Here is a 13,386-nt window from a genome sequence, read left to right as displayed (position 1 = left end):
CGCTATGACCCGGTGGCCTCGTCGAACTCATCGGCTGCCGCCCGGCCCGTGGTCAGCGACGCCAGCAACAGCCCCGTGATCAAGGTCCGGTACTGCTGCGGGCTCTGGCCCTCGACGCGGACGAACCGGTCCCACAGCTCCACCGACCCGATGGCGGTGGCGCGGCGGACGAGCTCGTCCGGCGGTACGTCATCGCGGAGCCATCCCTGGGTCCGCCACCGCTCGAGGGCGATCCGCGTCTGCTCCGCGATCTCCGCGGTCAGCCGACGGAGCTCCGCGGCGAGCGTCGCGTCGTTCCGCGAAGCCTCGGAGAAGGCCATCCACACCCCGTGCGACCGCTCGTTGACCACCGCCAGCACCTCCGCGCTGCGGCGGGCCGCCTCGGCGGCGCTCGTCGCGCCCGTCAGCTGGCGCCCGAGCTCGGTGTCGGCGACGGCCGTCCCGGCTTCGGCGCCGAAGGAGACGAGGTCGAGGGCAGCTCGGAGCAGCTGGACCTTCGGTCCGTGGTTCTGCACGGTCTCGGTGGAGACACCTGCCCGCCGGCCGACCGCCGGCAGCGTGGTCCCCGCATACCCCCGCTCGGTGAACAGGTCGGCCGCCGCCCGCACCACCCGGTCGCGGGTGTCGGCGGCCTGCTGGGACCGCAGTCGGGAGACGTAGCCGCGGGGGCCCTCGGCAGCCGACGTATCAGCGGAAACCATATTGACTCCTGTGTACCTGTACTCAATAAACTAGTCCCGTACCGAAAGGTACCAAAGGACGTCGTCCGCACAGGAGAACCGTCATGCCGAACCACCTCATCGCCGCCGTCCCGATCCACGGCCACGTGGCACCGCTGCTGCCGATCGCCGCTCAGCTGGTCGGGCGGGGCGACACCGTACGGTTCCTCACCGGCTCGCGGTTCGCCGCCGCCGTGACCGCCACCGGGGCCACCCACGTCCCGCTGCCGACCGAGGCGGACTTCGACGACCGCGACGTCGCCGCTCGCTTCCCGCAGCGCGAGGGCCTGTCCCCGCTCGCCGCGATCGCCTTCGACATCGAGCACATCTTCATCCGGCCCGGGGAGACCCAGTACGCCGCCGTGACCGCGCTGCTGGCCGCCGCCCCGGTCGACGCCGTCATCGTGGATCCCCTGTTCCTGGGCGGTGCGCTGCTCACCGAGGTGCCGGCCGACCAGCGACCGCCGGTCCTGGTGGCCGGGGTGGTGCCACTGGCCCTCCCCGGTCGCGACCTGGCCCCGTTCGGTCTCGGGGTGCCGCCCCTGGCCGGCCTGCTGGGACGGGTCCGCAACGGCGCGCTCCGGGCCGTCAACGCCCGGGTGCTGAAGAGCGCCGAGGCGGCGGGCGCCGCGATCGCGAGGCGCGTCCACGGCCGGAGCGGCAGCGGTCCGATGATGGACTGGCTGAGTCGGGCCGACGCCGTGGTCCAGCTGTCGGTGCCGTCCTTCGAGTACCCGCGACCCGACACCGCCACCCGGCTCGAGTTCACCGGCATGGTCACCACCTCGTCGGCCGTGGAGCACCCCCGGCCGGCGTGGTGGTCCGATCTGGACGGCTCGCGCCCGGTCGTCCACGTCACCCAGGGCACCATCGCCAACGGCGACCTCAGCGAGCTGATCCTGCCGACCGTGCAGGGGCTCGCCCACGACGACGTCCTCGTGGTTGTGGCCACCGGCGGCCGACCGGTCGCCGACCTCGGGCCGCTGCCGGCCAACACCCGCGCCGCGGAGTTCCTGCCGTACGCCGAGCTGTTCGCGCGGACCGACGTCTTCGTCACCAACGGCGGGTACGGGGGCGTCCAGTTCGCCCTGGCCCACGGGGTCCCGGTGGTGATCGCGCCGGGCAAGGAGGACAAGGTCGAGGTGGCGGCCCGGGTCGTCTGGTCGGGCACCGGGGTCAACCTGCGTCGGCAGCGACCGACCGGCGCTCGGGTCCGGCGAGGCGTCCGGCGGGTGCTCACGGACCCGCGCTTCCGTACCGCGGCGTCCCGGATCGCCGCCGAGCTGGCGGCAGCACCGGGTGCGGCCGGCTTCGCGGCGGTGGTCGACGACGTCGTGGCCCACCATCCGAGGCCCGCCGCCGACGGTGCGACCCCGGTGCAACGCGAGGTCGCATAGGCTCACCTCCAGCCCGCCACACCTCGATCACGCATGCCGCTGACGGTGCGGCCGGGCCCTGCCCGTGCACCGTCGACGTGGAGGTTTCGCTGTGAGTGATGAGGTCCGGTCGTCCCAGAAGGCACAGTCCGACGAGGGGGGCCTGTCCAACCTGTCGCACGAGGACCGGCGGTTCCCGCCGCCGGAGGAGCTGGCCGCGTCGGCCAACGTGACCGCGGCGACGTACGAGCAGGCCGCCGCCGATCCGGACGCGTTCTGGGCCGAGCAGGCCAAGCGGATCAGCTGGGAGACCGAGCCGACCGAGGTGCTGGACTGGAGCAACCCGCCGTTCGCCACGTGGTTCGCCGACGGCACGCTCAACGCGGCGTACAACGCCTGCGACCGGCACGTCGAGGCCGGCCACGGCGACCGGGTCGCCTTCTACTTCGAGGGCGAGCCGGGTGACACCCGCGAGATCACGTACGCGCAGCTGACCACCGAGGTGAAGCAGGCTGCCAACGCGCTGATCGAGCTGGGGGTGGAGGCCGGGGACCGGGTGGCGATCTACCTGCCGATGATCCCCGAGGCGGTCGTGGCGATGCTGGCCTGCGCCCGGATCGGCGCCCCGCACACGGTCGTCTTCGGTGGCTTCTCCTCCGACGCCCTGTCCTCGCGCATCCTGGACTGCGGGGTCGAGGTGGTGATCACCGCCGACGGTGGCTACCGCCGCGGCGCGCCGTCCGGGCTCAAACCCGCCGTGGACGAGGCCCTGACCAAGTGCCCGGACGTCCGCCACGTGCTGGTCATCCGGCGGACCGGCCAGGACGTGGAGATGACTGAGGGCCGGGACCTGTGGTGGCACGAGTTCGTCGGGCAGCAGTCCGAAGAGCACACCGCGGAGGCGTTCCCGGCCGAGCACCCGCTCTACATCATGTACACCTCAGGCAGCACCGGGAAGCCCAAGGGCATCCTGCACACCACCGGGGGCTACCTGGTCGGCACCTCGTACACGCACTGGGCGACCTTCGACCTGAAGCCGGAGACGGACGTGTTCTGGACCGCGGCCGACATCGGCTGGGTGACCGGGCACTCCTACCTGGTCTACGGGCCGCTGGTGAACGGCACCACCTCGGTCATGTACGAGGGCACCCCGGACACCCCGCACAAGGGCCGTTGGTGGGAGATCATCGAGAAGTACCGGGTGACGATCCTCTACTGCGCCCCGACCGCGATCCGCACCTTCATGAAGTGGGGTTCGGAGTTCCCCGAGCAGTTCGACCTGTCCTCGCTGCGGATCCTCGGCTCGGTGGGCGAGCCGATCAACCCGGAGGCGTACGTCTGGTACCGCCACGTGATCGGCGGCGACCGGACGCCGGTGGTCGACACGTGGTGGCAGACCGAGACCGGCATGCACATGATCTCCCCGATGCCCGGCGTCACCTCGGGCAAGCCCGGGGCGGCCATGACCCCGGTGCCCGGCGTCAGCGTGGACGTGGTCAACGACGAGGCGCAGTCGGTCCCGAACGGCTCCGGTGGCTACCTGGTGATCACCAAGCCCTGGCCGTCGATGCTGCGCACGCTCTGGGGGGACGACCAGCGCTTCGTGGACACGTACTGGTCCCGGTTCGCGGGTCTCTACTTCGCCGGCGACGGGGCCAAGCGGGACGACGACGGGGACATCTGGTTCCTCGGCCGGGTCGACGACGTGATGAACGTGTCCGGTCACCGGATGTCGACCACCGAGATCGAGTCGGCGCTGGTCTCCCACCCGAAGGTGGCCGAGGCGGCCGTGGTCGGGGCCAGCGATCCCACCACCGGGCAGGCGATCGTGGCGTTCGTGATCTTGCGCTCCGAGGCCGGCGACGGCGGGCCGGACGTGGTCGCCGAGCTCAGGGCCCATGTGGCCAAGGAGATCGGGGCGATCGCCAAGCCGCGGCAGATCATGGTCGTGGAGGAGCTGCCCAAGACCCGGTCCGGCAAGATCATGCGCCGGCTGCTGCGCGACATCGCCGAGCACCGTGAGGTCGGTGACGTCACCACCCTGACCGACTCCTCGGTGATGAGCTTGATCAAGGACAACATGGACAAGCCGGCGGCTGCGGCCGAGGGGTAGGCCCGGCCGACCTGCTCGGGTTTGTCGGTTCTGCTCGGTCTATAGACCGAGCAGAACCGACGAACCCGAGCAGATGTGGCGGACGGAGCCGGCGGGACGGACCGGTAGGGTCGTCCCCGGTGTGCCGGGAAGTCTGGTCGGCGTCCTGTTCGTCGACCCCAGGAGTCACCATGACCAGCGACCGTCCCCGGGTGGTGCTGTTCGGCCGCAACGCCGACGACGCCGACACCATCGCCGTCACCGACGTCCTCCGCCAGGAGACAGTCGGTGGGGCCCTGATGCTCACGGCGGCGGTGGTGGCCGTGGTGTGGGCCAATCTCGGTCCCGACAGCTACCAGCGGCTGCTGCACCTGCCGCTGGGACCGCTGGACCTCGCGCACTGGGCCGCCGACGGGCTGCTGGCGATCTTCTTCTTCGTGGCCGGTCTCGAGCTCAAGCGCGAGCTGACCGTGGGCGCCCTGAGCAAACCCGCGGAGGCCCTGGTCCCGATCGTCGCCGCCCTGTGCGGCATGGTCGTGCCCGCCCTGATCTACGCCGGGATCAACCTGGCGCTGCCCGACGGTCGACCGCAGGGCTGGGCCATCCCGATGGCCACCGACATCGCCTTCGCCCTCGCGATCCTGGGTCTGGTGGGGTCGAAGCTGCCCACCGCCCTGAGGGCCTTCCTGCTCACCCTGGCCATCGTCGACGACCTGGGCTCGATCACCGTGATCGCGATCTTCTTCTCCCACGGCTTCTCCCTGCTGTGGTTCGTCGGCGCCCTGGTCTGCGCCGCCCTGTGGGCCCTGTTGCAGTGGCGCCGGATCTCCGGCTGTTACGTCTACGTCCCGCTGGGCCTGCTCTGCTGGTGGTGCATGTACAGCAGCGGCATCCACGCCACCGTGGCCGGTGTCGTGCTCGGGCTGCTGACCTCCTCGTCGATGAGCAAGGGGCCCTCGTACGTGGACCGCTGGGAGCACCAGTGGCGGCCTCTCTCGGCCGGCTTCGCCGTGCCCGTCTTCGCCCTGTTCGCCGCCGGGGTGCCGGTCTCGCTGGACCGGCTCGGGATCGTGTTCACCGATCCGGTGGGTCTCGGCGTGGTGATGGGGCTGATCGTGGGCAAGGTGGTCGGGATCCTGGGCGGCTCCTGGCTGACCGCGCGAGTCACCCGGGCCGAGCTGGCCGGCGATCTGAGGTGGAGCGAGATCGCCTCGCTCTCCCTGCTGGCCGGTGTCGGTTTCACCGTGGCGCTGCTGATCGGCGACCTGGCCTTCGAGGGTGACCCGGCGACGCAGGAGGTGGCCAAGACCGCCGTCCTGGTGGGCTCGGTGATCGCCGCCGTCCTCGCCTCGATCTCCCTGCGTCGACGCACCCGCGCCCGGCTCCGGGACTGAACCCGACCCCGACTGCACGAAGCACCGGTCGCCGACCGTTAGGCTCAGCCTCGGAACAGCGAGAGGAGATCGTCATGGCTGACCGCAAGATCGCCGACCTGATCAAGGACATCCGGGGTGATGTCCAGCTGCTGGTCAACGACCAGGTGGCGCTGGCGAAGTCCGAGCTGACGCCGGCCGCCAAGAACGCCGGCATCGGTGGTGGGCTGTTCGGAGCGGCGGGCTACTTCGGCATCAACGCCGCGACGCTGCTCTACGTGGCCGCCGCGTTCGGCCTGGCCGCCCTCGGCCTCCCCTACTGGGCCGCGTTCCTGATCGTCGCCGGGGTGCTGCTGCTGCTCGCCGCGATCGCCGGTCTGATCGGCTACAGCCGGATCAAGAAGGTCAAGCCCCCGGAGAAGACGATCGCCAACGCCCAGGCGCTGGTGTCGGAGCTCAGCACGGCCGTCAACCGGGCCACCGCCGCCGCCAGCGCCCCGCAGATCGAGGGCACGGTCGTCAGCGACAAGAAGGCTCTTCGCTAGCTCGGCGGACGGACGCGACCCGATCGACCCCGGATGCGTCACCGCGGACGGTCGGCCGCCCCGGACGGCTCCGTCCGCGCGGTCCTGATCGACGGTCGGTGGCGGCACCGTGAGGTCACGGCGAACGGGATCAGGTTCCACCTGGCCACCGGCGAACGCTTCACCAGGGACCGGCCGCTGGTGGTGCTGCTGCACGGCTTCGGCGAGTTCTGGTGGGCCTGGCGACACCAGCTCCCGGCACTCGATGCCGCCGGGCTCAGTGTGGCCGCGCTGGATCTGCGCGGGTACGGCGCCACCGACAAGACCCCACGCGGCTACCGCCAGTCGGTGACAGGGCTCGACGTCTCGGCCGTCATCCGCAGCCTCGGGTTCGCCTCGGCGCACCTGGTGGGCCACGACTGGGGCGGTGTCGCGGCCTGGTCGACCCTGGCGTACGCACCGGAGCAGGTCGCCGGTCTCGCCACCGTCGCCGCACCCCACCCGCTGCGCTTCCCCTGGCGCACCATGGGGCCGGGGCTGGCCTGGTTCCAGCTGCCGATCCTGCCCGAGCGGGTGATCATGGCCCGCGACGGGGCGTACGTGGAGTGGCTGCTCAGACGCCGCACGGGTCCGGGATCGAGAACGCCGTCGGCGGTGGACGCGCGCCACTACCGGCAGGCGCTGCGGCTGTGGCCCAGCCCGCACTGCGCCCTGGAGTACCTGCGGATGTTCGGTCGCGACCAGCTCCGGTCCGACGGCCGGGACTACCGCCGGGCGCTGCAGGTTCCCGTACGCGTGCCCGTCCTGACCGTGCGGGGGACCGCCGATCGGCTGCTGCCGGCCGCGGCGATGCTGCCGCCGCCTCCGTACGCGCCGGACGACCACCGCCACCGGGAGATCGCCGGCGCGGGCCACCTGCCGCACGAGGAGGCGCCCGAGGCCGTGTCGGCTGCCCTGGTCGACTGGCTGACCGGCTGAGCCGGACCGCTCCGTCGGACCGGGTAGACCAGGACCGGGGCGATCACGACCGGGGCGCGGGCACCGTGCCGATCTCGTCGGCGGAGATCCCGGCGGCCCGCATCTCGGCCACCAGCTGGCGGCACTCCGCCACCAGGTTGAACCGGGCCCGGGCGTTCAGCGAGCGCCCCTTCGGGGTGGTGAACAGATCCCGTCCGGACAGGTCGCGGAGCACCCGGAACCGTGCGCGGACGAAGTCGAGCCGGGGCACCGCCGCGTACTCCTCGGTGACCTGGGCGACGTAGCGCGCGTACGCCTCGGGCGGGGACCCGAGCACGGCCAGGTCCGCGTCGCAGAGCAGCTCCCCGTTGGGGTCGCGGGAGCCGGGCACGTGGGTGGCGGTCAACCGGACGAGCCGGGACACCTCGTTCAGGTCCTCCACCTCCAGCCCGGTCCGGCTCAGCTCGCGCACGCTGAGGCGGGCCGACCCTTCCTCGTTGGTCAGCTCGCGGTACGGGATGTCGTAGATGGCGTCGTGGTAGAACGCGGCCAGCCGGACCAGGAACAGGTCGTGGGCGTCGGTCGCGAACTCGTCGATGCGGGCGAGCACCGAGGCCAGGTGCTCCGTGCCGTGGTAGCGGCGGTGCGGCTCGGCGTAGCGGGCGATCACCCGGGCGCCGGTCTCGGCCTGGTTCACCAGGGTGGCGTCCCAGATCGCCTGCAGATCGGCGGGGCTGGTCGGGCCCGAGCTGTCGCTCGTGGGCCCTGAGTTGTCGTTCGTGGGCCCTGCGTCGTCGCTGGTGGGCCCTGAGCTGTCGCTGGTGGGCCCTGAGTTGTCGCTAGTGGGCATCGTGTCCTCGTCCGGGTGCTCGATCGGTCAGGTAGCGGGGCGGGATGTCGAACCGGCGCTCAGCGTCCCACGGACGCTGCCAGCCGGCGAGCTCCAGCACCCCGTCCAGCAGGTGCGCCGTGAGACCCCAGATGAGGTGACCGGCGACGTCGAAGCCCGGTCCGGCGTACCCGGACGGATGGCGGACCAGTCCGCGGCGGGCGGGATCGGTCAGATCGGCCACCGGCACCACCAGCACCGACGCGACCTCGCGCGGGTCGGCGGCCCGGACCTCGCTGCGCCGGCTCCACCAGCCGACGACGGCGGTGACGTCGAAGCCGCTGACCGCTACGTGAGCGGCCGGCAACGCCCCGATCGGCCGGATGCCGGTGACGTCCACCCCGGTCTCCTCCCGGGCCTCGCGCAGCGCCGTGGCGATCAGGTCGGCGTCGTCGGGGTCGTTCGCCCCGCCGGGGAAGGCGATCTGACCCGCGTGGGTGCGCAGGGTCGACGCCCGCTCGACGAACAGGATCTCGGGTCCGGCGTGGCCCTCACCGATCAGCACCAGCACCGCCGCCGCTCGCCCACCGGCCCCGGGGCGCAGGGCGACCGCCTGCTGCAACCGCTCGTCGTCCAGCAGCGCGTCGTCGAGTGGTCGCAACCAGGCAGGAAGCTCCTGGGTGTGCTGCTCCCGGGTCTCCGGCTGCTCGGTGTCCGGCTCCGGGGTGGGCGGCTCCGCGGCGGGTGGGCTCGTCGGCTGCGAGGTCATCCCCGCGGCTCGCGGACGAGCTTGGCCGCCTTGACCGGGTCGGTCTCACCCTCGCCGAACGCGGGGCACCACCGAGCGACCGGGCAGGCCCCGCAGGCCGGGTTCCGGGCGTGGCAGCGGCGGCGGCCGTGCCAGATCACGTGGTGGCAGAGCAGGGTCCAGTCCTTGCGCGGGAACAGCGCCCCGACCTCGGCCTCGACCTGCTCCGGCTCCAGCGAGGTGGTCCACCCGAACCGGCGGGCCAGCCGGCCGAAGTGCGTGTCCACCGTGATGCCGGGCACCCCGAACGCGTTGCCCAGCACGACGTTCGCGGTCTTGCGGCCGACCCCGGGGAGGGTGACCAGCTGGGCCAGCCGGCCGGGCACCTCACCGCCGAAGTCCTCGACCAGGGCGGCACCGAGCTTGAGCAGCGTGTCGGACTTCGCCCGGAAGAAGCCGACCGGTGTGAGCAGCTCCTCCAGCTCCATCCGGTCGGCCGCTGCGTACGCCGCCGCCGTCGGGTAGCGGGCGAACAGGATCGGGGTGATCGTGTTGACCCGTTTGTCGGTGGTCTGCGCGGACAGGATGGTGGCCACCAGCAGCTCCAGCGGACTGGTGAAGTCGAGCTCGCAGTGGGCGTCGGGGTAGGTCTCGTGCAGCGTCCGGTTGATCGTCCGCGCCCGCCGGACCAGGCCGGTCCGCGACACGTCGACCGCGTTGGGCAGGATGTCCACCGCGGGAGTCGCCCCGACACCGAACGCCGGCTCCGCCTGGACGGGAGGACGTGCAGCGCGGACCATGGTCGCCAGCCTAGGGCTCGGCGCCGACGGTCGCAGCGCGGTCGACCTGGGGGCGGCCGAACGTGGACCTGCAGTGTGATCCGTGACACAGACGGTAGGTTCGGCGGTAGCGTACGCACCGTCACGAAGAAACGACGTCACACCGAACATCGCCGACAGCAGGAGGACGTGTGGATCCGGAGGTCTTGAAGAAGGCTCCGCTCTTTGCCGGACTCGAGGACGAAGCCGCCTCGGCGCTTGCTGCTGCCATGGGCACCATCAAGCTCAACCGTGGTGAGGTGCTGTTCCACGAGGGCGACAAGGAGGACCGCCTCTACGTGGTGGTGAGCGGCAAGATCAAGCTCGGCCGGAGCGGGTCCGCCGGCCGGGAGAACCTGCTGGCCATCCTGGGGCCCGGTCAGATGTTCGGGGAGCTCTCGCTGTTCGACCCGGGGCCCCGCTCCTCGACCGCCACGGCGGTCACGGCCTGCGAGATCAGGACGCTCGAGCACGACGAGCTGATGGGCTGGCTGTCGGGTCGACCGGAGGTGGCCCTGGGCCTGCTCGGTCAGCTCGCGGCCCGGCTTCGCCGAGCCAACGACGTGGTCGCCGACCTGGTCTTCTCCGATGTCCCGGGCCGGGTGGCCAAGCAGCTGCTCGAGCTGGCCCGCCGCTTCGGTGATCGTCGTGAGGACGGCATCCACGTCCACCACGACCTGACCCAGGAAGAGCTGGCCCAGCTGGTCGGCGCCTCCCGCGAGACGGTCAACAAGGCGCTGGCCGACTTCGCCGCCCGGGGCTGGATCCGGTTGGAACCGCGGTCGGTGACGATCCTGGACACCGAGCGGGTGGAGCGCCGGGCGCGCTGACCCCTGTTGCCGGACCTCCGCCCCGGACGCGACGACCGCGACGCCCCGGGGGAGGGGTGCGTCGCGGCCGTGGTTCGGTGCCGTCCGATCGGGCGGCTCCTCAGGCGCTGCCGAGGGTGACGGCCTGCGTCGCGGTCCGGCCATCCCGGCTGTAGGTGACCTGGACGCTGGTGCCGGGAGCGTAGAAGCGGGTGGCCGCGATCAGCCCGTCGGCGGTGGTGGTGGCGAAGTCGTTGATCCTGGTCACCTGGTCACCGGCCTTCAGACCGGCCTTCGCGGCGGCACCGTCGGAGGTCACGCTCTGCAGCGTCACCCCGTCGGTGGAGACCGACTGCGAGTCCTGCCCGCCGACGGTGACCCCGAGGGCGGCGTTCGCGTAGCTGCCCTTCTCGATCAGCTGCCCGGCCACCCGGACGGCCACGTCGGAGGGGATGGCGAAGCCGATGCCGATGTTGCCGGACTGACCGCCGGAGCTCTCCGACCCGGTCCCCGCGATCGAGGAGTTGATGCCGACGACGTCACCGTTGAGGTTGACCAGCGGTCCGCCGGAGTTGCCCGGGTTGATGGCCGCGTCGGTCTGGACCGCGAGGTACACCGCGTCGTTCGTGGTGCCGGACCGGACCGGGCGCGCGGTGTTGGAGACGATGCCGCTGGTCACGGTGTCGGACAGCCCGAGGGGTGCGCCGACGGCGACCACCGCCTGCCCGACCTGCAGGGACTCCGACTTCGCGAAGGTGGCCGGGACCAGCTTGTCGCTGGCCGCCACCTTGATCACGGCCAGGTCGTTGGTCGCCGAGGTGCCCACCACGGTGGCCGCCTCGGTCGTGCCGTCGTCGAACGTCACCCGGATGGTCGGCGTGCCGCCCTGGGACTGGTCCTGGCCCTGGTCGCCGGAGCCCTGCCCCTGGCTCGCGGCCTCGGAGACGACGTGGTCGTTGGTGAGGATGTGACCCTGCGTGTCGAGGACCTCCCCGGTCCCCAGCGACTCGCTCTGACCGGAGGTGACCGTGATGGTGACCACCGAGGGTTCGATCGCCGTGGCCGCGGCGGAGACGGTGCCGTCCAGCACCGGCGTGTTCGCGGCCGGCTGGGTCGTCACGCTGATCGGTGAGCCGGCACCGCCGACGGTGCCACCGCCCCCCAGGTAGGCGTACGAGCCGATACCGGCGCCGGCACCGATGATCGCCGACAGCGCTGCGGCCGCGATCACCACGCCCGTGCGCCGCGGGGTCCGGGTCGCCGGCGGGGTGAGGACGGCCGTCGCGCCGGGGTGACCTGCGCCGCCGCGCACCTGGTCGCCGTAGCCGCCCGGAGCCGGCGGGTGACCCACCGTCGGGCGGAGCGGCGGGACGCCCGCGGGCGCGGGGAAGTCCTCGGCCCGGTAGGAACCGACGGACTGGGGATGGAACTCGGGGCCGGTGGGCTGACCGAAGGGCGGGGTGGTGATGCCGGAGGGCTCGTGCGGAGTGGTCACGCTGTCGAAGATCCGCCGCGAACCTGTGCGCAGACTGTGCGATCGCGATGACTCGGCTACGCGTCGGAGCACTGTCTGAGAGGGGCCCGAACGGACCCTGAGCAGGCGGAGCCCGACCCAGTGCTCCGGAGCCCCAGCGACCTCAGCCGTCGCGATCGGCGCACCGGCTGAGACGCCGACGGCAACCGGTCAGTGGTCGCGCAGGTAGTCCAGCTGGGCCCGCACGGACTGCTCGGCGGCCGGCCAGACCGAGCGGTCGACGTCGGCGTAGACCCGGGCCACGACCTCGGTCGGGGTCCGGTCGCCCTGCCGCACCGCGGCGCGCACCTGGTCCAGCCGCTGCCGGCGGTGCTCGCGGTAGTGCCGCAGGACCCGCTGCGGAGCGTCGACGACCGGCCCGTGTCCGGGCAGGAGGGCGAGCACGGCGTGCTCCCCGACGACGTCCAGCAGGACGTCCAGCGAGTCCAGGTACGCGCCCAGGTCACCGTCCGGGTGGGTGATGACCGTCGTCCCCCGGCCCAGCACCGTGTCCCCGGTGAGCAGCCGGCACCCCTCGGGACCGGCGACCAGCAGGCAGACGGAGTCGCTGGTGTGACCGGGGGTGGCGATCACCCGGAGCGCCAGGTCACCGACCTGCAGCTGCGTGCCGTCCTCGAGTCCCTCGGGGTCGGACCCGTCGCCCGACGGGAGGGCGTACGCCGGGTCGGCCGCCCGGACCCCGCTGCCGGTCAGCGCCGCCAACCGGGCCGCCCCCTCGGTGTGGTCCAGGTGCCGGTGCGTCACGACGATGTCGACGACCTCCCCCGCCCGGGCCCGGACCCGCTGGAGGTGCTCCTCGTCGGCCGGGCCGGGGTCGACCACGATGCTGGGCCCACCCGGCCGCCCGAGGATCCAGGTGTTGGTGCCGTCGAGTGTCATCGGCCCCGGGTTCGGCGCCAGCAGCACCGCGATGCCGGGGGCGACCGCGGTCACCGCCGGGCCTCCGCCCGCGGGCCCGGGTAGCGGTAGACCCAGCCGGCGCCGGCCCGCACCACCTCGGGCAGCGCCGTCTCCACCACCCGGTCCCGCCCGACCTCCAGCGCCGCGGTCACGCTCGGCAGGTCGGCCAGCTCGGTCAGGATCGAGAGCGTCGGTGGCATCAGGGCGAGCTCCCCCGCCCCGTACGCGGTGAGGGCGTCGGCCGGTGAGGTCCACCCGGCGCCCTCGGTCTCGGTGGACAGGTCCTCGGCCGTCTGACCCGGCGGCAGGGCCGCCAGGAAGAAGTGGGTGTCGTAGCGCAGCGGCTGGACCACCGGGGTGATCCAGTGCGCCCACCGGACGACGTCGGCGGCGGCCAGCCGGACACCGGTCTCCTCGTGGGTCTCGCGCAGACCGGAGGCCAGGAGCGGGTCCGGAGCGGACGCGTCGACGGGCTCGAGCCCACCGCCCGGGAAGACCGCCACGGACGCCGCGAAGGCCATCCGCGCGTGCCGGTGCAGCAGGTACGTCTCGACTCCTCCGTCGCCGTCCCGGCAGAGCACCACGCTCGCTGCCGCCCGCGGGTGGCTCGGCGGCGCGGCTGGGTCCCAGCCCTCCGCCAGCTGGGCCAGCGTCGACGGCACCGCAGGGGCCAACGACGCCAGCACGCTCAGGGAGTGGCTGGGCAC

General features: G+C 72.5%; 13 protein-coding genes. 6 read left to right on the top strand and 7 right to left on the bottom strand.

The annotated features are described in order from the left end of the window. Positions 1-2 precede the first annotated feature (2 nt). A complete protein-coding gene (locus tag ABD714_RS22640; RefSeq protein ID WP_344814729.1) occupies positions 3-701 on the bottom strand; it encodes a TetR/AcrR family transcriptional regulator in 699 nt (232 codons plus the stop codon). Positions 702-784: 83 nt separating this feature from the next. Here ABD714_RS22640 and ABD714_RS22635 point away from each other — a divergent pair, with 83 nt between their 5' ends. The 5 genes from ABD714_RS22635 (at position 785) to ABD714_RS22615 (ending at position 7,062) form a co-directional block, all read left to right on the top strand. Then, entirely contained in the window at positions 785-2,116 is a 1,332-nt protein-coding gene (locus ABD714_RS22635; RefSeq protein WP_344814728.1) for a glycosyltransferase, read from the top strand. A 91-nt stretch (positions 2,117-2,207) separates the two neighbouring features. Further along, entirely contained in the window at positions 2,208-4,208 is a 2,001-nt protein-coding gene (acs, locus tag ABD714_RS22630) for an acetate--CoA ligase (RefSeq protein WP_344814727.1), read from the top strand. Between the two features lie 170 nt (positions 4,209-4,378). Then, positions 4,379-5,581 carry a Na+/H+ antiporter NhaA gene (gene nhaA, locus ABD714_RS22625; protein ID WP_344814726.1) on the top strand — a complete coding sequence of 401 codons (1,203 nt, stop codon included), beginning with the start codon at positions 4,379-4,381 and terminating at the stop codon, positions 5,579-5,581. A gap of 74 nt (positions 5,582-5,655) precedes the next feature. Then, positions 5,656-6,105, top strand: a complete 450-nt coding sequence (locus tag ABD714_RS22620) for a phage holin family protein (RefSeq protein WP_344814725.1) — start codon at positions 5,656-5,658, stop codon at positions 6,103-6,105. Positions 6,106-6,138: 33 nt separating this feature from the next. Then, a complete protein-coding gene (locus tag ABD714_RS22615; protein WP_344814724.1) occupies positions 6,139-7,062 on the top strand; it encodes an alpha/beta fold hydrolase in 924 nt (307 codons plus the stop codon). Between the two features lie 43 nt (positions 7,063-7,105). Here ABD714_RS22615 and ABD714_RS22610 read toward each other — a convergent pair whose 3' ends face one another. From ABD714_RS22610 to nth, 3 genes are read right to left on the bottom strand one after another with little or no spacing between them, the layout of a single operon-like run. Beyond that, positions 7,106-7,891, bottom strand: coding sequence for an HD domain-containing protein (locus tag ABD714_RS22610; RefSeq protein ID WP_344814723.1), 786 nt, complete (start codon positions 7,889-7,891; stop codon positions 7,106-7,108). After that, positions 7,881-8,639: an NUDIX hydrolase gene (locus tag ABD714_RS22605; RefSeq protein WP_344814722.1), complete on the bottom strand. Its 759-nt coding sequence runs from the start codon at positions 8,637-8,639 to the stop codon at positions 7,881-7,883. Before ABD714_RS22605 ends, ABD714_RS22610 begins: the two co-directional genes overlap by 11 nt. After that, the gene (gene nth / locus ABD714_RS22600; protein ID WP_344814721.1) at positions 8,636-9,418 is read right to left on the bottom strand and encodes an endonuclease III; all 783 of its coding nucleotides are present in this window, start codon (positions 9,416-9,418) and stop codon (positions 8,636-8,638) included. Before nth ends, ABD714_RS22605 begins: the two co-directional genes overlap by 4 nt. A 170-nt stretch (positions 9,419-9,588) precedes the next feature. Here nth and ABD714_RS22595 point away from each other — a divergent pair, with 170 nt between their 5' ends. Beyond that, entirely contained in the window at positions 9,589-10,266 is a 678-nt protein-coding gene (locus ABD714_RS22595) for a Crp/Fnr family transcriptional regulator (RefSeq protein WP_344814720.1), read from the top strand. A 100-nt stretch (positions 10,267-10,366) separates the two neighbouring features. On the opposite strand, the gene ABD714_RS22590 is transcribed toward ABD714_RS22595, so the two are convergent. The 3 genes from ABD714_RS22590 to ABD714_RS22580 all read right to left on the bottom strand — a co-directional run bounded on the left by ABD714_RS22590 (position 10,367) and on the right by ABD714_RS22580 (position 13,386). Next, positions 10,367-11,740 (bottom strand): S1C family serine protease, encoded by a 1,374-nt coding sequence (locus tag ABD714_RS22590; RefSeq protein ID WP_344814719.1) that lies wholly within the window; start codon positions 11,738-11,740, stop codon positions 10,367-10,369. A 189-nt stretch (positions 11,741-11,929) separates the two neighbouring features. Then, positions 11,930-12,712 (bottom strand): MBL fold metallo-hydrolase, encoded by a 783-nt coding sequence (locus tag ABD714_RS22585; RefSeq protein WP_344814718.1) that lies wholly within the window; start codon positions 12,710-12,712, stop codon positions 11,930-11,932. Beyond that, the gene (locus ABD714_RS22580; protein ID WP_344814717.1) at positions 12,709-13,386 is read right to left on the bottom strand and encodes an NUDIX hydrolase; all 678 of its coding nucleotides are present in this window, start codon (positions 13,384-13,386) and stop codon (positions 12,709-12,711) included. The genes ABD714_RS22585 and ABD714_RS22580 overlap by 4 nt, the downstream gene beginning before the upstream one ends.

The sequence above is a fragment of the Microlunatus aurantiacus genome (genome assembly GCF_039536605.1).
GTDB lineage: Bacteria > Actinomycetota > Actinomycetes > Propionibacteriales > Propionibacteriaceae > Microlunatus > Microlunatus aurantiacus.
This window is presented reverse-complemented; position numbering and strand designations above follow the sequence as displayed.

Bases quoted from the DNA above. Each gene is read 5' to 3' on its own strand.
- ABD714_RS22640 (WP_344814729.1), bottom strand. From the start codon at position 701: ATGGTTTCCGCTGATACGTCGGCTGCCGAGGGCCCCCGCGGCTACGTC.
- ABD714_RS22635 (WP_344814728.1), top strand. From the start codon at position 785: ATGCCGAACCACCTCATCGCCGCCGTCCCGATCCACGGCCACGTGGCA.
- nhaA (WP_344814726.1), top strand. From the start codon at position 4,379: ATGACCAGCGACCGTCCCCGGGTGGTGCTGTTCGGCCGCAACGCCGAC.
- ABD714_RS22620 (WP_344814725.1), top strand. From the start codon at position 5,656: ATGGCTGACCGCAAGATCGCCGACCTGATCAAGGACATCCGGGGTGAT.
- ABD714_RS22615 (WP_344814724.1), top strand. From the start codon at position 6,139: ATGCGTCACCGCGGACGGTCGGCCGCCCCGGACGGCTCCGTCCGCGCG.
- ABD714_RS22610 (WP_344814723.1), bottom strand. From the start codon at position 7,891: ATGCCCACTAGCGACAACTCAGGGCCCACCAGCGACAGCTCAGGGCCC.
- ABD714_RS22605 (WP_344814722.1), bottom strand. From the start codon at position 8,639: ATGACCTCGCAGCCGACGAGCCCACCCGCCGCGGAGCCGCCCACCCCG.
- nth (WP_344814721.1), bottom strand. From the start codon at position 9,418: ATGGTCCGCGCTGCACGTCCTCCCGTCCAGGCGGAGCCGGCGTTCGGT.